21 protein-coding genes are annotated in these 19,143 nt (G+C 39.2%); 6 read left to right on the top strand and 15 right to left on the bottom strand.

Annotation, left to right across the window (positions count from 1 at the left end; translation table 11 throughout):
• Window positions 1–2: 2 nt before the first annotated feature.
• The 9 genes from FTU39_RS10910 to FTU39_RS10870 form a co-directional block, all read right to left on the bottom strand.
• On the bottom strand, window positions 3–1,733 hold the full coding sequence (locus tag FTU39_RS10910) for a hypothetical protein (RefSeq protein ID WP_158660381.1): 1,731 nt from the start codon (window positions 1,731–1,733) through the stop codon (window positions 3–5).
• 163 nt (window positions 1,734–1,896) lie between these two features.
• Window positions 1,897–2,235 carry an ISC system 2Fe-2S type ferredoxin gene (gene fdx, locus FTU39_RS10905; RefSeq protein ID WP_004976656.1) on the bottom strand — a complete coding sequence of 113 codons (339 nt, stop codon included), beginning with the start codon at window positions 2,233–2,235 and terminating at the stop codon, window positions 1,897–1,899.
• A 15-nt stretch (window positions 2,236–2,250) separates the two neighbouring features.
• A complete protein-coding gene (gene hscA, locus FTU39_RS10900) occupies window positions 2,251–4,110 on the bottom strand; it encodes a Fe-S protein assembly chaperone HscA (RefSeq protein WP_180052177.1) in 1,860 nt (619 codons plus the stop codon).
• Window positions 4,111–4,155: 45 nt separating this feature from the next.
• Window positions 4,156–4,671 carry a Fe-S protein assembly co-chaperone HscB gene (gene hscB, locus FTU39_RS10895; RefSeq protein ID WP_180052176.1) on the bottom strand — a complete coding sequence of 172 codons (516 nt, stop codon included), beginning with the start codon at window positions 4,669–4,671 and terminating at the stop codon, window positions 4,156–4,158.
• A 101-nt stretch (window positions 4,672–4,772) separates the two neighbouring features.
• Window positions 4,773–5,093 carry an iron-sulfur cluster assembly protein IscA gene (gene iscA, locus FTU39_RS10890; protein WP_168419044.1) on the bottom strand — a complete coding sequence of 107 codons (321 nt, stop codon included), beginning with the start codon at window positions 5,091–5,093 and terminating at the stop codon, window positions 4,773–4,775.
• 36 nt (window positions 5,094–5,129) lie between these two features.
• Window positions 5,130–5,516, bottom strand: a complete 387-nt coding sequence (iscU, locus tag FTU39_RS10885) for a Fe-S cluster assembly scaffold IscU (RefSeq protein ID WP_168419045.1) — start codon at window positions 5,514–5,516, stop codon at window positions 5,130–5,132.
• Between the two features lie 105 nt (window positions 5,517–5,621).
• Window positions 5,622–6,839, bottom strand: coding sequence for an IscS subfamily cysteine desulfurase (locus FTU39_RS10880; protein WP_168542054.1), 1,218 nt, complete (start codon window positions 6,837–6,839; stop codon window positions 5,622–5,624).
• Between the two features lies 1 nt (window position 6,840).
• Window positions 6,841–7,314 carry an Rrf2 family transcriptional regulator gene (locus FTU39_RS10875; RefSeq protein ID WP_180052175.1) on the bottom strand — a complete coding sequence of 158 codons (474 nt, stop codon included), beginning with the start codon at window positions 7,312–7,314 and terminating at the stop codon, window positions 6,841–6,843.
• Between the two features lie 123 nt (window positions 7,315–7,437).
• Complete coding sequence (locus FTU39_RS10870) at window positions 7,438–8,085, bottom strand: hypothetical protein (RefSeq protein ID WP_180052174.1); 648 nt, start codon at window positions 8,083–8,085, stop codon at window positions 7,438–7,440.
• A 195-nt stretch (window positions 8,086–8,280) separates the two neighbouring features.
• Between FTU39_RS10870 and FTU39_RS10865 the strand changes: the two genes are divergently transcribed.
• The 3 genes from FTU39_RS10865 (at window position 8,281) to FTU39_RS10855 (ending at window position 11,244) form a co-directional block, all read left to right on the top strand.
• Window positions 8,281–8,748 carry a phasin family protein gene (locus tag FTU39_RS10865; protein WP_004976642.1) on the top strand — a complete coding sequence of 156 codons (468 nt, stop codon included), beginning with the start codon at window positions 8,281–8,283 and terminating at the stop codon, window positions 8,746–8,748.
• A 220-nt stretch (window positions 8,749–8,968) separates the two neighbouring features.
• Window positions 8,969–9,241 (top strand): HU family DNA-binding protein, encoded by a 273-nt coding sequence (locus FTU39_RS10860; protein WP_004976639.1) that lies wholly within the window; start codon window positions 8,969–8,971, stop codon window positions 9,239–9,241.
• Between the two features lie 131 nt (window positions 9,242–9,372).
• Window positions 9,373–11,244 (top strand): SurA N-terminal domain-containing protein, encoded by a 1,872-nt coding sequence (locus FTU39_RS10855; protein ID WP_131261456.1) that lies wholly within the window; start codon window positions 9,373–9,375, stop codon window positions 11,242–11,244.
• 81 nt (window positions 11,245–11,325) lie between these two features.
• Here FTU39_RS10855 and FTU39_RS10850 read toward each other — a convergent pair whose 3' ends face one another.
• Window positions 11,326–12,198, bottom strand: a complete 873-nt coding sequence (locus tag FTU39_RS10850; RefSeq protein ID WP_131261455.1) for a DUF2797 domain-containing protein — start codon at window positions 12,196–12,198, stop codon at window positions 11,326–11,328.
• A 34-nt stretch (window positions 12,199–12,232) separates the two neighbouring features.
• Here FTU39_RS10850 and FTU39_RS10845 point away from each other — a divergent pair, with 34 nt between their 5' ends.
• Together FTU39_RS10845 and FTU39_RS10840 are read left to right on the top strand one after the other, a co-directional pair.
• Window positions 12,233–12,724, top strand: a complete 492-nt coding sequence (locus FTU39_RS10845; RefSeq protein ID WP_180052173.1) for a DUF6231 family protein — start codon at window positions 12,233–12,235, stop codon at window positions 12,722–12,724.
• Window positions 12,725–12,864: 140 nt separating this feature from the next.
• On the top strand, window positions 12,865–13,467 hold the full coding sequence (locus tag FTU39_RS10840; RefSeq protein ID WP_180052172.1) for a YidB family protein: 603 nt from the start codon (window positions 12,865–12,867) through the stop codon (window positions 13,465–13,467).
• A gap of 140 nt (window positions 13,468–13,607) precedes the next feature.
• Here the strand turns inward: FTU39_RS10840 and FTU39_RS10835 are convergent, their stop codons facing one another.
• From FTU39_RS10835 to FTU39_RS10815, 5 genes are all read right to left on the bottom strand, one after another.
• Entirely contained in the window at window positions 13,608–14,648 is a 1,041-nt protein-coding gene (locus tag FTU39_RS10835; protein WP_179990810.1) for a porin, read from the bottom strand.
• Window positions 14,649–15,000: 352 nt separating this feature from the next.
• A complete protein-coding gene (locus FTU39_RS10830; protein ID WP_178867793.1) occupies window positions 15,001–15,414 on the bottom strand; it encodes an HIT family protein in 414 nt (137 codons plus the stop codon).
• Window positions 15,415–15,452: 38 nt separating this feature from the next.
• On the bottom strand, window positions 15,453–15,722 hold the full coding sequence (locus FTU39_RS10825) for a YARHG domain-containing protein (protein WP_004976631.1): 270 nt from the start codon (window positions 15,720–15,722) through the stop codon (window positions 15,453–15,455).
• A gap of 85 nt (window positions 15,723–15,807) precedes the next feature.
• Window positions 15,808–16,680, bottom strand: coding sequence for an NAD(P)-dependent oxidoreductase (locus FTU39_RS10820; protein ID WP_167845985.1), 873 nt, complete (start codon window positions 16,678–16,680; stop codon window positions 15,808–15,810).
• Between the two features lie 13 nt (window positions 16,681–16,693).
• Entirely contained in the window at window positions 16,694–17,788 is a 1,095-nt protein-coding gene (locus FTU39_RS10815; protein WP_131261453.1) for an alpha/beta fold hydrolase, read from the bottom strand.
• Between the two features lie 151 nt (window positions 17,789–17,939).
• On the opposite strand from FTU39_RS10815, the gene FTU39_RS10810 reads away from it, so the two are divergent.
• Window positions 17,940–19,127 carry an O-succinylhomoserine sulfhydrylase gene (locus tag FTU39_RS10810; protein ID WP_180052171.1) on the top strand — a complete coding sequence of 396 codons (1,188 nt, stop codon included), beginning with the start codon at window positions 17,940–17,942 and terminating at the stop codon, window positions 19,125–19,127.
• Window positions 19,128–19,143 lie beyond the last annotated feature (16 nt).

Genomic DNA, 19,143 nt, shown 5'->3' with positions numbered 1-19,143 from the left:
AATCAAATCCATTTTTGATTTGCTGCTTTAATATCAAAATCTAGGTTGTTTTTAAGCTCATTTAGATTGAATTTGGATCTATCCTCAGGAAGTTTAATCATAATCGGTAATCTAGATAGTCCATTGTCACCAATTGAAAAAGCGTAATGGCGTTCTTTCGAATCAATAGAAATTGTTGCTTCGTATTCTAAGTAAACTGTTAGGTCTGGGTATTTCTTAGGAATACGAATGATGTCTAGAAATGCATCAACCTTAATTTGGTTTAAATCCTTTAATCTAATAGAAAGCTTTTCTTCCTTTTTTTCTTTAGTTTTCATGATACGATTAAACAGACCGTTAGAAGATGCAATATCTTTTTCAATTTCTTTAATTTCTTTATAAATCTTTTTGTACTTATGCAAAGATGTTTTTGTGATTTCTTCTAGATCCTGAATTGATTGATACATTTTTTCATGTTTACTGTTCCACTCACCTGAAGTTTGCCGTGTAAAGATATCTAAGTTTCTTTTTTGTAGTAAATTTATCCATGCAATGAGGCGATAACTAAAAAGTTTGGCTTTGTCATTAAATATAACGGCTGGTTGTTGTTGAAAGTCTTGAAAATAGTTTACGATATCTGAAAATATTTCACGTATGCTCATGTAGATAAAGTCACATTCGTCTTGATGTGTAACTTTTGATTTTTGAAAAATCGTAATGTGTTCTAAAATATCAAGAATCAGTAATTTTTCGAAATCGACTAAGCGATCTTCTACTACTTTGTCCATATTTAATCCAGTTGAATCCAAAGGACTCATTAGTAGAGGAAGTAATATATTGTTATTATGTTCTTGTAAATGGGCAATGAAGTTACTTGCATCATTACCAATTTGTTTTTCAACGGTTACAATTCGATTCATATGCTGTTTGAATGTCGAGATATATTGTTGATCCTGAAGTCGACTTAAATCTAAAGGTAAACTGTAGAGATAAACAATATCAGAAACAGCACTTTTTTCTTCATTCAAGAAGCGACGAATAGAATAAGTGTTAATCTGCTGTGAATTTGAAGGCTGCGATAAACAGAAAAAATATTTAGAAGTGCGAATTATCTCCAATTGGCGAAGTTGCTTTTGTTCGATGAGATATTCAGAAAATAAAGGATTGCTTTGCTTCTTAAGTTCACGAATAGGCGTTGTTTTAAAGAGATAACCCAAGAGTTGTTGTTTAAGATAAACTTCGTTGATAAATGCCTTAATGACATCTGAATCTATCTGTCTTAGCCCTTTTGAGAGGGTGATATTATTTTTATTTTTGATAATGTGAGCAAGATGATAAATGAAATGTATTTTAATCTCATTTTTATATTTTTGAAGATTAATATTCTCTTCGGTATCAATTTTATTAACTTGACTAATCAAACCTTCGATAAAATTTGCTATTTCTAATGCATCTGTATATTTCTCTAAGAGACTAGACGAAACTAAAATTTTTTCTGCTAAATTTTTAATACCGATATGAGTAATAGTTTCAATGTAGTTTTGAAAGTTATATTTTTTGTTTAGTTTGAAAGTATTATTTGCCTTATCCCAGAAAATAGATTTTTTTTGAAAAATTTGATTCTGGATCAAATTTTTATATTCATCGTTAATATTATTGAAAAGGTTTTGTGCCGACTCAATCCAGTACAAATCGAGTTGGGGATCTATTTGGTTGGCAATTGATCTTAACTCATAAGGAATATAATCTTTCATACGTTTACCCATAAATTTATCAGTGTATATAATTTCACACATAATATTTATATCTGTGATGAAAATCAATAATTTATATACTTACGTGAGATGTATTCTATTATTATCTTAAAAATATTAATAGCATAAAAAAGACCCTAAAAGGGTCTTTTTTACTAAGATATTAGTGATTTTCTGAAGCATGGTTAATGGTGTATTTTGGAATTTCGACTTCCAAGTCTTCATTGACCACTTTAACCTGACAAGATAAGCGTGAATCAGGCTCTAAACCCCAAGCACGGTCTAATAAGTCAGCTTCAACATCATCCATTTCTTCTAGGCTGTCAAAGCCTTTACGAACAACAACGTGGCAAGTGGTACATGCACAAGACATATCGCAAGCATGTTCAATTTTAATGCCATTTTCAAGTAAGCTTTCGCATAAGTTGGCATTTTGTTCGACTTCAAACTCAGCACCTTCTGGGCAGAATTGCGCATGTGGAAGTACTTTAATACGTGGCATAATCTTTACCTTAAATTAGTTTGAGTTTGACCAGTCGTCGAGTTTAGTGCCTTTAAGTGCTGCATCAATATGTTGATTCATACGAATTGCAGCAAAAGCATCACTGTGTATTTTAAGCTGTTCAACAGCATGTTCAATGGCTTTAATGTCTTGTCCAGTCAATTCGGCTTCCAACTGCGCTTTGGCAGTATTTAAAGCTTCTAATTGTTCTGGGCTTAATAGTTGTGCATCTACTTTTAAGGCTTGTTGTAAAGCTTCAAGTTCACGTTGTGCTTCAACTTTGGTTTCATGCAAATGACGCAATTGCTTGTCTTCTTCTGCATATTTGAAACCATCTAGCAGCAAACGCTCGGTATCTGCTTCAGATAAACCATAAGATGGCTTGATGTCGATATTTGCAGTCACACCAGAAGTGGTTTCTTTAGCAGAAACACTGAGCAAGCCATCAGCATCGACTTGGAACGTAACTTCAATGCGTGCCTGACCCGCAGTCATTGGTGGAATACCGTGTAGCACAAAACGACCTAAGCTACGACAATGTTCTACCAAGTCACGCTCACCTTGTACCACATGAATCAACATGGCAGTTTGGCCATCTTGATAAGTGGTAAATTCTTGGCGACGTGCTACAGGAATTGCAGTATTGCGTGAAATTAAGCGTTCCACCAAACCGCCCATGGTTTCTAAACCCAAAGACAGTGGGGTAACGTCTAATAGCAACGAACCATCTTTGCTGTTACCAATTAGTTGATTGGCGGTAATTGATGCACCAATTGCAACCACTTCATCTGGGTTAATTGTGCATAATGGTTCTTGATTAAATACTTCACGAACAGCTTTTTGCACGGCATAAGAACGTGTTGAACCACCAACTAAAACTACATTTTGAATGTCATCTAGGTCAAGTTTGGCATCGCGTAATACACGTTTGCATACACTAATGGTTTTATCTAAAGCAACCTGAATAATACTTTCAAAGTTTGCGCGGTCTAATTGCAGCGTGTGCTCTAACAGTTTTAATTCAACACTTTCTGCATTGCTGAGCGCTTCTTTGGCTTTACGTGCAGACACAATAAAGTGTGCATATTCTGCATCATCTAAACTTTCAATATTCAGCTGTTTTTTTGCCCATTTTACAATCAGACGATCTAAGTCATCACCACCTAAAGCAGTGTGGCCGCCTGTGGCTAAAACTTCAAAAACACCTTGAGAGAAACGTAAAATAGAAACGTCAAACGTACCACCGCCCAAGTCGTAAATCACATAGTTACGGTCTTGAGCCAAGTTGGTGTCTTGATCTAAACCGTAGGCAACCGCTGCTGCAGTCGGTTCATTCAATAAACGCAATACTTTTAAACCTGCAAGCTCGGCAGCGTCACGTGTGGCTTGGCGTTGAGCTTCATCAAAATAAGCAGGGACAGTAATTACTGCGCCATTGATTGGATTCTGCAAGCTTGCCTCAGCACGGTCTTTGAGTTGTTTAAGCAGTTCTGCAGAAATTTCAACAGGCGTTTTACGGCCTTGTGCTGTTTCAAAAGCAGGCATTTGATTGTCTTCACCCACTAACGTGTATGGATGTTGAAATTTAATGTCCGCTTTAGAACGACCCATAAAACGCTTGACTGAAACAATCGTGTTTTTAGGGTCTGTAGTAATAAATGGCGCAGCAGCATTGCCATAATGTGTATTTTGCTCTGCATAATGGACGATAGAAGGCAGTAGCACGCGACCTTGCTCATCATGCAAGACTTTGGCTTTACCAGAAAGAACTGTGGCAACCAATGAATGAGTGGTGCCTAAGTCAATGCCAATCGCAATGCGATGTTCATGCGGTGCACTTGATTGACCTGGTTCTGCAATTTGCAAGAGCGCCATTATGTAAAATCCTTTGCCCGTTAAATATTAAAATACAAACTAAAATTAAAAATCATCGTCTAAATCAAAACTGTCATCATCAAGGAAACGATCTTCAGCTTTGTCTAGGTCAGCCATAACTTTCATGAAAAAGCGTAACTTGCGAACTGTGTCCCGTGCTTCTGCCCAATCTTCTTCGGCATAGTCAATTTTAAACTCACGTACCAAACCATCAATCCATTGCTGAACTTCAACTTTGAGGGACTGCAGGTCTTCGGCAGCACTTGCATCATCCAGTTGTTCTCGAATTTCTAGGGCATCTTGTAGAAATTCAAAATCATGAATAGATTGATCTAAGTGATAATCCTGTTTTTTCAGTGACAGCAGATAAGCTGCACGACTGTCAATTGCAGAGAGTTGTTTAAAGGCTTGATTAATTTCACTAGATTTAATCAGGGCTTGATCTTTGTCTTCAGCTTTATCTGGGTGATATTGTTGCTGCAGCTTTAAAAATTCAGCTTTTAAAGTAGCGAAATCAATATCGAGTGCGACGGGAAGATTGAACAACTCAAAATGATTCATGGGAGATGGAATCCGCAATTAGTGTGCAAAAATGACTGCATAAATGCAATTAAAACAGTGCATTGTACACTGTTTTAAGTCATAAAAGAGGGAGGTGCTGGTTATACAGTGAAAGATTCACCACAGCCACATTCGCCTTTTTTATTGGGGTTGTTGAACTCAAAACCTTCGTTTAAGCCGTTTTTAACGTAGTCCATTTCCATACCATCTAGATACACTAGACTTTTAGGATCTACGAAAACTTTAACGCCAAACTGTTCGAACATTTGGTCATGTGCATCTACTTCATCTACAAATTCGAGCACATAAGCCAAACCAGAACAGCCTGAAGTTTTCACGCCAACGCGAATACCTTCACCCTTACCGCGATTTTTTAAATAATTGCTGATATGAGTTGCAGCATTTTCAGTTAAATTGATCATGAAAACTCCGTTTATCTTTTCACAAAACCCAGCAAATTAAGCTTTAGTTTTTTTGCTGCGATAGTCTTCAACAGCGGCTTTGATTGCATCTTCCGCCAACACAGAGCAGTGTACTTTTACTGGTGGAAGGGCTAATTCATTGGCAATATCAATGTTTTTGATCGCTTGAGCTTCATCTAAAGTTTTACCTTTAAGCCACTCAGTTACCAAGGAACTTGATGCAATTGCAGAACCGCAACCATAAGTTTTGAAACGTGCTTCTTCAATCACGCCTTCATCGTTAACTTGAATTTGTAGACGCATTACATCGCCACATGCAGGTGCGCCCACCATACCTGTACCAACGTTTTCAGCATTTTTGTCTAAAACGCCAACATTACGAGGGTTTTCGTAATGATCAATTACTTTATCGCTATAAGCCATGTCGCTTCTCCAAACCTCGGGGTCAGCCTTAATATGAATATGGGGGTAAAATTACCTTTATCAATCTAATGGTTTCCTAACAAAGCCATTAGATTTAGGGATGAATTAGTGCTCAGTCCATTCCACTTTAGAAAGGTCAATGCCTTCTTTGTACATATCCCAAAGTGGTGAAAGTTCACGTAACTTTTCAACAGCAGCTTTAGTGACTTCAAGTACATGATCAATATCTTCTTCAGTGGTGTATTTACCAAAGCTGAAGCGGATTGAGCTATGTGCGAGTTCGTCTGAAAGACCTAAAGCACGTAATACATAAGATGGCTCTAAAGTTGCAGATGTACATGCAGAACCAGAAGATACCGCAGCATCTTTCAGTGACATCATTAAAGATTCACCTTCAACAAAGTTGAAGCTGATATTTAAGTAGTTTGCTACGTTCTGAGTTGGGTGACCGTTCAGGAACACTTGTTCCATAGAGTTTAAGCCATTCCAAAGCTTGTCACGCAATACACGTAAACGTGCTTGTTCAGAAGCTAAGTTTTTACCTGCAAGCTCAAACGCTTCGCCCATACCTACAATTTGGTGTGTTGCAAGTGTGCCTGAACGCATACCACGTTCGTGACCGCCACCATGCATTTGCGCTTTTAGGCGAACACGAGGGCTGCGGCGAACGAAAAGTGCACCAATACCTTTAGGACCATAGATTTTGTGTGCAGAGAAGCTCATCAAATCTACTTTTAAAGTAGATAAATCAATTTCAACTTTACCAGCGGCCTGTGCAGCATCAACGTGGAAGAAGATTTTCTTAGCACGTGTGATTTCGCCAATTGCAGCGACATCGGTAATGGTGCCAATTTCGTTATTCACCATCATCAAAGATACTAAAATCGTATCTGGACGAATTGCCGCTTCAACCATTTCAGGGGTAATTAAACCTGTTTGTGGTTGTGGCTCTAAGTAGGTGATTTCAAAACCTTCAGATTCAAGCTCACGGCAGGTATCTAAAATGGCTTTGTGTTCAATTTTAGAGGTAATAATGTGTTTGCCTTTAGACGCATAGAATTGCGCTACGCCTTTCAGTGCAAGGTTATCTGATTCTGTTGCACCAGAAGTCCACACGATTTCACGTGGGTCTGCTTTGATCAAGTTCGCAACTTGTTCACGTGCATATTCAACTTTTTCTTCTGCTTGCCAGCCATAAGCGTGCGAACGAGAAGCGGCATTACCGAAAGTCCCATCAAAAGTCAGGCACTCCATCATGCGTTCTGCAACTTGAGGATCTACAGGAGTGGTTGCTGCGTAGTCAAGATAAATTGGACGTTTCATGTCAAATACCTGTAACCGATAAAAGAGCTGAATCAAACGGTGCTGTGTTCTGGCGAATGGCAACAGTTTGTACGTTGTCACGCGCAACTAAGTCAGCAAGTGAGATTTTAGCGAGATAGTCGGCAATATGATGGGAGAGTTCCTGCCATAAATGGTGAGTCAAACACATTGCACCATTTTGACAGTTGCCTTTATGGTCGCAACGGGTTGCATCAACAGTTTCGTTTACGGCTTCAATGATTTCTAGCACAGTGATTTCATTTGCACTACGTGCTAAATGGTAACCACCGTTAGCACCGCGAACACTAGACACTAAGCCGTGGCGCTTAAGTTTTGCGAATAACTGCTCAAGATAAGCAACAGAAATAGTTTGACGGGCTGCAATTTCAGCAAGCGTGATCGTTTGTTCAGTTGGCTGCAAAGCTAAATCAAGTAGAGCAGTCACTGCGTAGCGACCGCGAGTTGTTAAGCGCATGATTCGATACACATGATTAGACTAGATATGGGTATTCTATGAATCCCGACTAAATTAGTCAAGTATTTTATTGTGATATTGTACGCGAGGATTTACGCTGTTTTTCTTGATATTTTAATGCGTTTAAACGATCCATAAATTATACACTAATAACGTAATTAATAGTACTGTTATTACACCAAAGACGATGTTAATGCGCTTTTGACGACGTTCAATCCGACGAATACGGTTTTTATGCTGTTTAAGCTCAACTTGTAGGGTGTTGATCTTAGAGCGTTGTTCATCAATTTTGTCTAAAAGTGGGGCAATGCGCTTTTTAGAACCAATCACTTCTTGTTCTTGCGGTGCTTCTTTCAGCCATTGTTTCCAGTCAGCTAAAACTTTGGGTGCACTAAAATGCAAAATTAGATCACGAAACTCATCTTTAAGGGTAATGTCACCATCTATACGCATGTGTTTAATACTGCGACGATTACCTAAAATAAAGATTTTAAATAAATCTATGAGGCTGGTGCGCACATCTAAATCGACAGCTTGTTCAGGTGCTTTGCTGTCAAATAAGATGCCGTTTGGATTGAATTCCACGTAAATGTCGAAATAAGGAATATAGCTATTAATTTTAATGGTGATTTTCTGGTCGACAAACTTTTTAGCCTGCAAAGCGACCACACGATCATGTCTTAGAATAAAGCTAAAAATTGTTTCCAGCACAATCATGAGCATGGTCAGCAACAAATGTGGATTACTTTGTCTTTGTTGCGAATCACTCATAAAATCAAGTCCCTAAATCTAAAGTTGAATTCCTTGTTTTGCGCTTCGTTGAGAATACATTCTAAGAAGCGCAGCGAATAATCTTGCTTTGTAGAACAGTTTAGCAAAACGATCAAGTATTTAATTTGCTATTATGAAAGCATTTTGTAGGTTTATTACATTTATGTGCGCATAAAATAAGCAGGAGAGAGGTTCATGGAAAAAACGACGGATAGCGTAGAAGAGCATTTGCTTGAATCAGAAACCACATTGAAAAATAAAGATAAATTACGCTCAGGACGTAAATCATCACTCGATTTTCGTAAATATACCAAGCAAATTTGGCTAGCAGGTTTAGGTGCATTTTCACGCGCAGAAGAAGAAGGCAATAAATTGTTTGACTCTCTGGTCAAGGTGGGTGAGGAATTAGAATCTAAAACTACAGAAATTGCCGATCAAACAGTTGAAAAAGTGTCTGAAAAAGCCAAAGAGTCGGTCATTGATACTAAAGATAAAGTTGAGCGTTTAATTGACCATAGCGTCAATCATTCTTTAAATAGAATTGGCTTGGTGACAGCAAAAGACCTACAACATTTGGAGCAATTGGTACTGCAATTACATGCCAAAGTCGATGCGTTGATTGAAGAAAATAAACAATTAAAAGAAGATGTCGCGAAAAAGTAATTCTGTGGAAAGGGGGCTTGATGTTGCTTTATTATACATCGGGTATTTTAGGGCAAAACTGAATAGAGGCTAACAGTTCCATCGTTTTTACCATTTATTTTGCATAAAAGCGTGCAGGGAGTATTGCTTTTACCCTCAAAGCATTGCTATAAAGGCGTTACGGTAATTTAAATTAAATCTCTGGACCTTAAATAAACGATATTAAGAGGACGTAATTTTCATGAATAAATCAGAATTAATCGATGCAATTGCAGAGAAAGGGGGATTGTCTAAGACTGATGCAGGTAAGGCCTTAGACGCAACAATTGCTTCTATTACTGAAGCGCTTAAAGCGGGTGATACTGTAACCCTCGTTGGTTTTGGTACATTTAATGTGAAAGAGCGTGCTGCTCGCACAGGTCGTAACCCACAAACAGGTGCTACACTTGAAATTAAAGCAAGCAAAGTACCAAGCTTTAAAGCGGGTAAAGGTTTAAAAGATTCAGTAGCATAATCTTTTAAAATGCCAAGAAAGCGCGCCAATTGGCGCGTTTTTTATTAATAATGTCAATAAACGGCTTCAACGCATTCATTCGTTGAGGGTTTTCAGTTAAAATCTCGCACAAATAAAATATTGGAATACTTATGGAATCTTTTCGTAAAGTTATTAAGGGTTGGTTGGGCAAAGTTTTGCTCGTCTTGTTCTTGACCCCTTTAGCACTTGTAGGTATTGAAGGATATTTTAGTGGAGGTCAGTCTGAAGACACTGCACAAACAGTCAATGGTCAGCAAATTTCAAAACGAGAATTAGATAATCTGACCAATTCCTTGAAAGAACAATACTTGGCCTATACCAATGGTGATGAAACACTATTGAATCAAAATTATATTCAAAACAAAGCCAAAGATACGTTGGTTGCACGTACCTTGTTATTACAACAAGCTGAGAAATTAGGGATTTCTTTGAGCGATGCACAAATTGAACAAATGATTGCACAGCAACCGAATTTCCAACAAGATGGCAAGTTTTCTGAAAGCTTGTATGCGAACTATCTGCAATCTGTAGGCATGACCAATCAGGCGCTTGTGGCAAATTTACGCCAAGACCATGCGTTAAAAATGCTGAGTGCTAGCTTTACCGATTATGCTTTAGTTAGCCCGTCTGATATTCAGCAAATTGCCAATTTACAAACCCAGCAACGTACTTTGCATTTATCTAGCATTAAGTTAGATGACTACAAGAAAAACATCACCACAAATGCACAAGAGATTGCTGCGTATTATGAACAGCACGCCAATGCCTTTAAACAGGTTGCTAGCGTTGATGTCGATTACATTGTGGTGACTCCAGCCAATATTGCACCTGCAAATACGGCTGTCACTGACGCAGAGTTACAACAGGCTTATCAAAAGTTTGTCGAAACTCAAAAAGGTGCTGCTGTACCGACAGTGAAACATATTTTAATCACCACCGATGCGCGTGATGATGCCGCAGCTAAAAAACTTGCAGAGCAAGCCGCAGCTGAAATTAAGCAAGGTACAAGCTTTACTGCAGCTGCACAAAAGTATTCGGATGATCCTGAGTCTAAAGCCAAAGGTGGTGAGGTTGCAGGTTATGAAGCAGGCGTATTTGGCGATGCCTTTGACAAAGCCGTGGGTAGCTTAAAATCTGGTGAAGTATCACAGCCGATTAAAACTCAATATGGCTATCATGTGATTCAAACAGAAGGTGCTACAGTTCAAGTCCCTGCGTTTGAAACTCAAAAAGCACGTTTAATGGCAGAGTTGCAAAAAGCCAAAACTGAAAATGCGTATACCGATACCATCAACAGCTTAAATGAATTGGTGGTGAGTAGTGATGCTTTAGATGTTGTGGCAGAAGAAGTGAAAACGGCCAAAGTCGAATCTGTTAATGGTTTAACTTTGGCGGCGCAGCATCCTGTTTTAAGCCAGCCATCTGTCAAAGTTAAATTGTTTAATGATGATGTGAAAAATGGCGATCGCAACGCATCGAGTAACATTACTTTAGCCAATGGCGATGTGGTATGGGTGAAAGTGCGTAATTACCATGCCGCAGGTGTGCAAACTTTAGAAGAAGCAACACCCCGCGTAAAAGCTAAACTGATTGAGAAAAAAGCCTTTGATGCAGCGAAAAAAGATATTCAAGCTGCGTTGGATGCCTTTAAAACTCAACCTGCAGCGACCGTTTTGGCGAAAAACCAAATCCGTTTTGAAAATGCAGGCACATTCACCCGTGCAGATGGTTTGTTAAAGCGTGAAATTGAACGTGCTGCATTTAGTGTGCTTGCGCCTAAAGATGGTATGTGGTCAGTAACAACAGCATCTATACCAAATGAATTGGTGGTGGTAGCTGTATCAAATGTAAACGATACTACATCGAATGCTTTAACGCCTGAGCAACTGAAAGAGTTAGCGCAGTTGTATCAACAATTACGTGCTCAACAAGAGCTAGATGACTATACGCAATATTTGAAATCGAAAGCGAAAATCAAATAAGTGATGAACATCTACAAAAAAACCAGCAAATTTGCTGGTTTTTTTGTGCATCTAAAATGATTAAGTAAGCAGTTTCAAGATTTATTCAGCGCGAATTTTTAGCTCATAACCTGTGTATTTACGAATGTTGATGACACCTGTATCCAAGATTAAATATTGCCCTTTAATTCCTTGCAGTTTGCCGCGAATGATTGGGGTTTTATCTAAGTTATGCGATTTAATTTTCTCAGGATACTGTTCTACAGGGTACACAAATTCACGCGGAAGTTCCTGATCTAAAAGCTCTACCGTTTCGTTGAATTCAAGGTTTTGACTAAACTCATCACGAATGGTCTGAATTTTAGGCGCAAACTCTTCAATCAGTTGTTCACGCACTTCAATTAGGTTTAGCGGCTCTGCTTCGCCTTTGAGTAGTTTGCGCCAGTCGGTTTTATCTGCGACTTGTGTACCAAACATAACTTCCAATTGCCCAGATAAACGGCGTGAGCCGACTTTCATAATTGGCAAGGCTTGAGTTGCGCCCTGATCTAGCCAACGTGTTGGCATTTGACCTAAACGGGTGATTCCCACTTTTAAAGCACTTGAATTGGCTAAATATACGATGTGCGGTTGAAAGCAGACTTCTTGAGCAAAACTATCTTCACGACAGGTACCTAAATGATAGTGACAGGTCTCAGGCTTCATGATGCACATATCGCAAGATGCTTTGGTTTTAAAACACTTGAAACAATGTCCTTGCGAATAGGATTTTGGTGTTTTCACACCACAAGAAACACAATAAATATTGCCCGTCCATTCCAGTTCAAGTTCTTGCCCAAGCTGAAAAGGCAGGTCAATTTCTGCACGGTCTAGAATAAATTTATATTCAACATTTGCCTTGTGTACCTGTTCATCAGTTACACTATGGTCCTTAAGACCTGCGTGCATTTTATGGCAAATGCCTTGTAGTTCCATAAGAATACTCTCTCGAAAATGAAGGAATGCAGTGATGGCTGAAATGCGTTTAATTCAAGCATTAATTGATGATTTATCTCAACAACAGCCAATTTCTACTGCATTGTGTATAGGGCAAAATATTGAAGCAAGCCCGAAGCATAACAATCAAGCGGATGATCAGTCAGCTATCCAATGGCAGTATTTTAGCGCATTGGCATTTTTAAATCTGCCTTTTACCCAACGTTTTGATTTGGCAGTTGTATTTTTGGATGCTACTGATTTTGATTTGCAGACGCCACAACACACATCACAAATTTTGGTGAAGCTCCGTGACTTATTGGCAAAGCGTATTGTGGTGATTGCTGCGCATGAAGATGAGCAATTGCTTAGAGCGCTTGGTTTTACGCAATTGATTGAACATCGCTTTGAGCAGCATCATTTGTGCTTATGGCAATTTAATATTTTGACTTATAAGCACGTGCCTGATTGGTTTAACTCTAAGTTTTGGGCAAATCCTGAAAATTGGGATAAATTCCGGTGGTAAGTACTGAATTATAATCACAAAATCTCGATAGTGATAATTTGGTCACATAAATTTGGGATATTGCAAAATTTAACAATTTCAAGCGCGCAATTCAGTCAAAACTTCGTATGCTGTCATAAGGGCATTATGAGGAAAATAAAATGACCAATTTAAGCAATATTGTTGAAATTTTAGCACAGCAGGCATTGGGCGCGAATCAGCAATCTAATCAATCTCAAGGTGGATTGGGTGGCATTTTAGGTTCGGTTTTGGGGCAACTTGGTGGTAATAACCAACAATCTGCGCAAGGTGGCTTGGGTGGAATTCTTGGTTCGGTGCTTGGTCAGTTGGGTGGGCAACAACAGCGTTCTGCTACAGGTGCTTCAGGTACACAAAGTTTATTGATTGCAGTCTTGCCTTTGGTGTTGGCATGGATTCAAAAACAGGGTGGTTTACAAGGTGCTTTGGATAAACTAAAAGGACAAGGCTTAACCAGTCAGGTGGAGGATTGGGTGTCTACAGGCCCAGGTGAAAATGCGCATGTAGGTGCTGAACAAGTTCAAAGTTTATTTGATGATGCCGATGTAGAGCAGGTTGCACAGCAAACTCAGGCGCCAAAGCAAGATATTTATAATGCGATTTCTGCAGTATTGCCGCAAATTATTGATTCATTGACACCACAAGGTGAGCAAACGAGTAAGCAAGAAGCCAATGACGATATTCAGCAAGTGATGAATTTAGTGTCTGGGTTTTTAAAACGTTAATATTGAAAAATTCAGCTTGGTAAAACTGACTTTAATAAACAAAGCCAGCACATTTGCTGGCTTTGTTTTATTTGGTTTTTTAAGCATGCATTAAAAAAACACGCCGAAGCGTGTTTTTATGTTTTAAGTGTGGTTTAGACTTAGAAGTCGTAACGGAAACCTAAAGAAAGACCTAAGGCATCTTCGTCAGCCACACCAGCAACGCTGTTAGAGCGACCTTGTGACCATGGTGTTAGGTTAGATTTAGTGTCATTAAGCATTGTTGCAAGGTTAGCATATACGCGCACTGCCTTGTCTAAACGGTGCTCAACACCTACTGCTACTAATGTTGCGTTTGCATCATCAGCATCTACGTCACGGTGGAAGACTTGACCACGTACATAAGTTTTCGGTGCAACTTTATAGTCAGCCGCTACACCAAATACTTGCACATCTGGGTTTGCAGTATCATTGTCATGTGTTAAATACTGGTATAAAGCACCTAAGTTAAATTCAGGTGTGATTTTATAGGCAGCTGCAACACGGAAGCCATCACGTTCACCGCGGCTTGCTTCTTCTTCATAGTGCTCATAAGCTGCTGCAAAGTCTACGTTACCTTCTTTATAAGTTAAAGCTAAGTCGTAAGCTTTATCTTTATCTTTTGCAGCATCAGGGCTGTTTTGTTCGTGTAGTGATAAAGCACCAGTTACGTTAAAGCCGCCACCAAATTTAGGAGTTTGATATTCAATCGTATTGGCATTACGCTCATCAAAACGTAAATTACCCGCACGGGTTACGTTACGGATGTCACCCACCATGTCACCAAAGAAGTTGACTGGACCACGTGCAGCTTTAAATGGGCTGTCAAAACGACCTACACGCGCTTGACCAAAATCACCTTTTAAACCAACAAAAGTATCGCGCGTAGCAAACTCTAAATCATCATTTGCAGAGCCGCTAGCAAAGTTAATTTCTTGCTCGATTTGACCGAAAACAGTCATGCCATTTTCTAATTTTTGTTCAGCTTTAAAGCCTAAACGTGATGAGTTTGAAGAAAGACCAACTTCGTTATAGTCTTTACCATCATCAAGATAGTCTAAAGATACGTGTGCACGACCATAAACTTTAACATCAGCAGCCATAGCTAATGCTGGTGTTAAGAAGGTTGCCCCAACTGCTAATGCGCAAAGCGTTTTTTTCATGTGTAGCTCCAATACAGACTATTGTTTTTAGTCCTAAACATTGTTCAGAAGTAGAGTTGATCTACCGCTGTTCTCTATTGGTGCTAAGTATTCCTTACAAATGCGACAGTAATATTAAGGAAATATTTCTAAATTATTAAAAAGAACAAATTAGATCAAAAACTTACTTTTATTCGCATTTTTTTAATGACTGAGTTTTAAATTTTAAAAAAATATATGAAATGAATAACTTAATTGTAAGCCGATTGACATGTTATTGTCATAAACAACTTTAAAACATGCAGAGTCAAAGCTTGAGACGAAAAAAATGGAGCAGCTGCTCCATTCATTTTGTATGACATTTTTGAAATTTTTAAAGCGCTGCTTTAATTTTTTCTGCTTGGGCTTTAATTTTTTCTTGATCGCCCATTTGTGCAGCATGTTTCCCAAGCTGATGTACCGACGTCGGAATTAAGTGAAAATGCACGTGGGGGACAGTTTGACCTGCGCTTGTACCTGACAATTGCATTAACACGATACCATCTACACCCAAAGCTTGCTGCATTGCTTTTGCAATTTTTTGCACAATTTGAATGGTATATGCTGCTGCATCTGCAGGTAAATCCAATAAAGTTACTGCAGGTGTTTTAGGAATCACGAGAGTGTGACCATCGGCTTGCGGCATGATGTCCATAAACGCAAGCACTTGGTCATCTTCATACACTTTAATTGCAGGAAGTTCGCCACGTAGAATTCTTGCAAAAATATTTTGATCATCGTAAGCCATTATGATTCCTTAAATTCAGCTTTGATATTTCAGAACGGTTATTTACAGTTCAGTTCTTTTTGACGTTCTTTGATTGCGTCAAGACGTTGTTGTTCTTTTTCAGAAAACTTAGGTTTGGTTGTATAGCAGTTGTCATTACCAAAACGTGCTTTAGCTTCTGGGTCTTTGAAGCAGAACCCTTTAGATGCATAAATAACATCGTGGTCATTTTTCAGTTTCTGACATTCTTGTTCAGATGCAAAAGTAGTTGAACTTGCCCCAATTAAAGTTGCAAGGCTTGCAAATACGGCAATGCTAAACTTGTTCATAAGAGTTTCCTCTACTTAATGATGGTGTGACTAGCCACTTGATACACATTATTGGGTTTATGGCTGTATATTCAATGGCGAGTTCTTACTCTAGGGTAATATTACTCCATAATTCATACATTTTCACAGCAGTGGAAAAATCACTGTCTTTTTCTGCGGTTAAATTCGCTGCCTGAATCAGGCTTTGGGTTAAAGCCAATACAGGTGCAGGCAAAGCTGCTTCACGGACTAAATCCAATGCGATTCCTGTGTCTTTGGCCAGTAAAGGCAGAGCAAAAGTCTTTGGAAAAGCACGGTTCAGTACTCGCTGCGGCAAAATCATTTCCGTTACTGCGCTTTTACCGCTCGAAGCATTAATGCATTGCAAGGCCTGATTTAAGTTTACGCCATGCGCTTTTAAGGTGGTAAAGCCTTCAGCTGCAGCACACAAACTTACTGCCATTAACATATTGTTCACCGCTTTTACGGCAAAGCCAGCACCGGGTTCCCCCACATGCTGAATCACTTTACCAAAAGCCTGAATTGCAGGTAAGGCTTTTTCAAAAGCAGTTGCTTTACCACCAATCATGACTGTTAAGGTGGCATTTTCTGCACCAATCGTTTGTCCACTTACAGGTGCATCTAAAAAGTCGATCTGTTGTGTTTCAAGTTGTTGTACCAATTTTTTAGCACTTTCGGGTACGCCACTGGTGCAATCGACCCAGACTGAACCTGCTTTCAGCGGAACTTGTGCAATCAGGTTTTCAACTTCGGTACTGGTAGGCAAGCAAGAAAAAATAATATCTGCTTGCACCGCTTGAGCCAATTCAACCGCTTGTGTGCCATATTCAGCAGCATGTTGCTCGGCTTTGGCAAAGTTACGATTCCAGACATAGACCGTATCAAAATGTTTAGGTAAATGGGCTGCCATGCGGTAGCCCATTGCGCCTAAGCCAATAAATGCAACAGATTGAATCATGTTTTTGCTCTCTTTATGCAATTTTGCTAGATCGTTGTTCTAACCAAGTGGTCAGTTTAGGCCAGAATTCATTGGCACTTTTTTGACTGGACATTAAACCCAAATGTCCACCTGGAATAAGAGTAAACGTGACATCGGTACTACTTGTCAATTCACATAAAGGTTGAGCAGCTTCAGCAGTGACAATTTGATCGCTATCACCCGCACCGACCAAAAGTGAACAATGAATATTTTTAAGGTCTATCTGATGTTGTTTGAGTTGAATATGACCTTGTTTGAGTGGGTTTTGCAGCCATACATTCAATACCATGTCCTGATTAATCCCACCCGGATAATCAATCATATTATTTAAAAAATTGGCTAAAGTTGCGTTTTCATGCAAGGTTTGTAAGTCGTGCAGATTCGACAGCATCTGTTTATTGCTTTCCAGCCATGCTCTAGGGTCTAAAATCTTAAAACCAATCGCATTGATTAAACCCGGTGTATGAATTAAATGCTTTGGAATTTTTCCTGAATAAAAGGCATGTTGCAATTTGGGATATTTAGAAATCAGTTGATTGGTCAGTTGAAAGAGTTTACCAACCCGCCCCGAAGCATAGCTATCTACAGGGCTACCCAAAACCATCAAGTTTTTAATATGAGTTGTTTGTTGGTCGGCGGTATAAAGCATGGCAAAAATACCCGCCATACTCCAACCATGTAGTGAAATTTGTTCGACTTTGGCGTGTTGTAAAATGAGTTGAATACAATTAGGGATTGCATCCTGAATAAAAGCCATAAAATTTAAATGACAATGTTGATAGGTCAATTGTCCCCAATCAACCAAATACACATCAAAACCGCTATGCTGAAAATGTTTCACTAAAGAGCGATAAGGATATAAGTCATAAATCGACATGGTAATTGCTAAAGGCGCAACAAAAACCAGCGGCTCTTTATATTGCTTATCTGGCGAAGCGTAATAGCGAATCTGCGCATACTTATAACGTGCCACGATGTCGTATGGCGTGGTCTGAGATAAGATCAAATCACGGCTTTTAAATAAGCGAGTGCTGAGGTTTTTAAGCTTTTTTCGGTGCGGATTAAATTTTCTTTGTAGCTGATTCATGAGGTGTTCCATCACACGTGGCGCCGATTTGAATGAAGTCTAAGCGATATTTATACATTTTACCTTGACCTTAAATGCGCTTGGCGCTCAAAATGTTGGCAATTATTTAACAAACAGGTCTTAGGACTAAGTTTAGGGCTGAGCAGTAAAGATGAGTCAACACGACGACATTGAATATCAATTAGATACTTTGGCAATTCGTACCGGACACAACCGTACAATTGAAGGCGAACACAGTGAGCCAATTTTCCTGACTTCATCATTTGTTTGTGAAAATGCTGCCGATGCAGCTGCAAAATTCTCAGGTGAAATTGAAGGCAATACCTATTCACGTTATACCAATCCAACTGTACAGGCTTTTGAAAAACGCTTGGCAGTATTAGATGGTGCAGAACGTGCGGTTGCGACAAGTTCGGGTATGGCGGCCGTTCATGCGATCACTTTGGCTTATCTTAAAGCGGGTGATCATGTAGTCTGTTCACGTGCTGTATTTGGCTCGATCATTTCACTATTTGAAAAATACGTGATGAAGTTTGGTGTCGATGTCACTTTTGTTGATTTAGAAGATTTAGACAGTTGGAAGCAAGCGATTCGTCCAAATACGCGTTTGTTATTTATTGAAACACCATCAAATCCATTGGCACAAGTAGGCGATTTACAAGCCATTGCCGATATTGCACATGCAAATAATGCTTTATTTGCAGTTGATAACACCTTCTGTACCCCAGTTTTACAACAACCAATTAAATTTGGTGCTGACCTAATTATCTACTCATCAACCAAATATATTGATGGTCAGGGGCGTGCTTTGGGTGGTGCGGTTGTTGGTAAAGACAAGTTGGTCGAAGAAATCAACAGCGTTATTCGTACCTTGGGCAATTCATTAAGTCCGTTTAATGCATGGATTTTCTTAAAAGGCTTGGAAACATTAAGCCTGCGTATGAAAGCGCATTGTGCCAGCGCACAAAAACTTGCAGAGTGGCTAGATGCACATCCAAAAGTCGAAAAAGTGTATTATGCGGGACTGCCACATCACGTAGGGCATGAACTTGCGAAAAAGCAACAGTCTGGTTTTGGGGGTGTTGTATCGTTTGTAGTGAAAGGTGAGCGTGAAGGCGCTTGGACTGTAATTGATAATACACGCTTTTTGTCGATTACCAGTAACTTGGGTGACGTAAAGTCGACTATTACTCATCCTGCAACAACATCGCATGGCCGTATGAGCCCAGAAGCCAAACATGCAGCAGGCATCAGTGAAGGTTTAATTCGTGTTTCTGTTGGCTTGGAAGATATTGATGATATTATTCGCGACATCGAGCGCGGTTTAGACCTTATTTAAAACGATAGATCATTTG

It is taken from the genome of Acinetobacter sp. YH12099 (genome assembly GCF_013419195.1).
GTDB lineage: Bacteria > Pseudomonadota > Gammaproteobacteria > Pseudomonadales > Moraxellaceae > Acinetobacter > Acinetobacter towneri.
Note: the sequence above shows the minus strand (reverse complement) of the source record. Positions and strands in the feature narration are given on the sequence as shown.

Coding starts and splice junctions, on each gene's coding strand:
- FTU39_RS10860 (WP_004976639.1), top strand. CDS start 8,969: ATGAATAAATCAGAATTAATCGATGCAATTGCAGAGAAAGGGGGATTG.
- FTU39_RS10910 (WP_158660381.1), bottom strand. CDS start 1,733: ATGAAAGATTATATTCCTTATGAGTTAAGATCAATTGCCAACCAAATA.
- FTU39_RS10825 (WP_004976631.1), bottom strand. CDS start 15,722: ATGAACAAGTTTAGCATTGCCGTATTTGCAAGCCTTGCAACTTTAATT.
- FTU39_RS10855 (WP_131261456.1), top strand. CDS start 9,373: ATGGAATCTTTTCGTAAAGTTATTAAGGGTTGGTTGGGCAAAGTTTTG.
- iscU (WP_168419045.1), bottom strand. CDS start 5,516: ATGGCTTATAGCGATAAAGTAATTGATCATTACGAAAACCCTCGTAAT.
- iscA (WP_168419044.1), bottom strand. CDS start 5,093: ATGATCAATTTAACTGAAAATGCTGCAACTCATATCAGCAATTATTTA.
- FTU39_RS10820 (WP_167845985.1), bottom strand. CDS start 16,680: ATGATTCAATCTGTTGCATTTATTGGCTTAGGCGCAATGGGCTACCGC.
- FTU39_RS10810 (WP_180052171.1), top strand. CDS start 17,940: ATGAGTCAACACGACGACATTGAATATCAATTAGATACTTTGGCAATT.
- FTU39_RS10840 (WP_180052172.1), top strand. CDS start 12,865: ATGACCAATTTAAGCAATATTGTTGAAATTTTAGCACAGCAGGCATTG.
- FTU39_RS10830 (WP_178867793.1), bottom strand. CDS start 15,414: ATGGCTTACGATGATCAAAATATTTTTGCAAGAATTCTACGTGGCGAA.
- FTU39_RS10835 (WP_179990810.1), bottom strand. CDS start 14,648: ATGAAAAAAACGCTTTGCGCATTAGCAGTTGGGGCAACCTTCTTAACA.
- fdx (WP_004976656.1), bottom strand. CDS start 2,235: ATGCCACGTATTAAAGTACTTCCACATGCGCAATTCTGCCCAGAAGGT.
- hscA (WP_180052177.1), bottom strand. CDS start 4,110: ATGGCGCTCTTGCAAATTGCAGAACCAGGTCAATCAAGTGCACCGCAT.
- FTU39_RS10845 (WP_180052173.1), top strand. CDS start 12,233: ATGGCTGAAATGCGTTTAATTCAAGCATTAATTGATGATTTATCTCAA.
- hscB (WP_180052176.1), bottom strand. CDS start 4,671: ATGAATCATTTTGAGTTGTTCAATCTTCCCGTCGCACTCGATATTGAT.
- FTU39_RS10870 (WP_180052174.1), bottom strand. CDS start 8,085: ATGAGTGATTCGCAACAAAGACAAAGTAATCCACATTTGTTGCTGACC.
- FTU39_RS10815 (WP_131261453.1), bottom strand. CDS start 17,788: ATGAATCAGCTACAAAGAAAATTTAATCCGCACCGAAAAAAGCTTAAA.
- FTU39_RS10880 (WP_168542054.1), bottom strand. CDS start 6,839: ATGAAACGTCCAATTTATCTTGACTACGCAGCAACCACTCCTGTAGAT.
- FTU39_RS10850 (WP_131261455.1), bottom strand. CDS start 12,198: ATGGAACTACAAGGCATTTGCCATAAAATGCACGCAGGTCTTAAGGAC.
- FTU39_RS10875 (WP_180052175.1), bottom strand. CDS start 7,314: ATGCGCTTAACAACTCGCGGTCGCTACGCAGTGACTGCTCTACTTGAT.
- FTU39_RS10865 (WP_004976642.1), top strand. CDS start 8,281: ATGGAAAAAACGACGGATAGCGTAGAAGAGCATTTGCTTGAATCAGAA.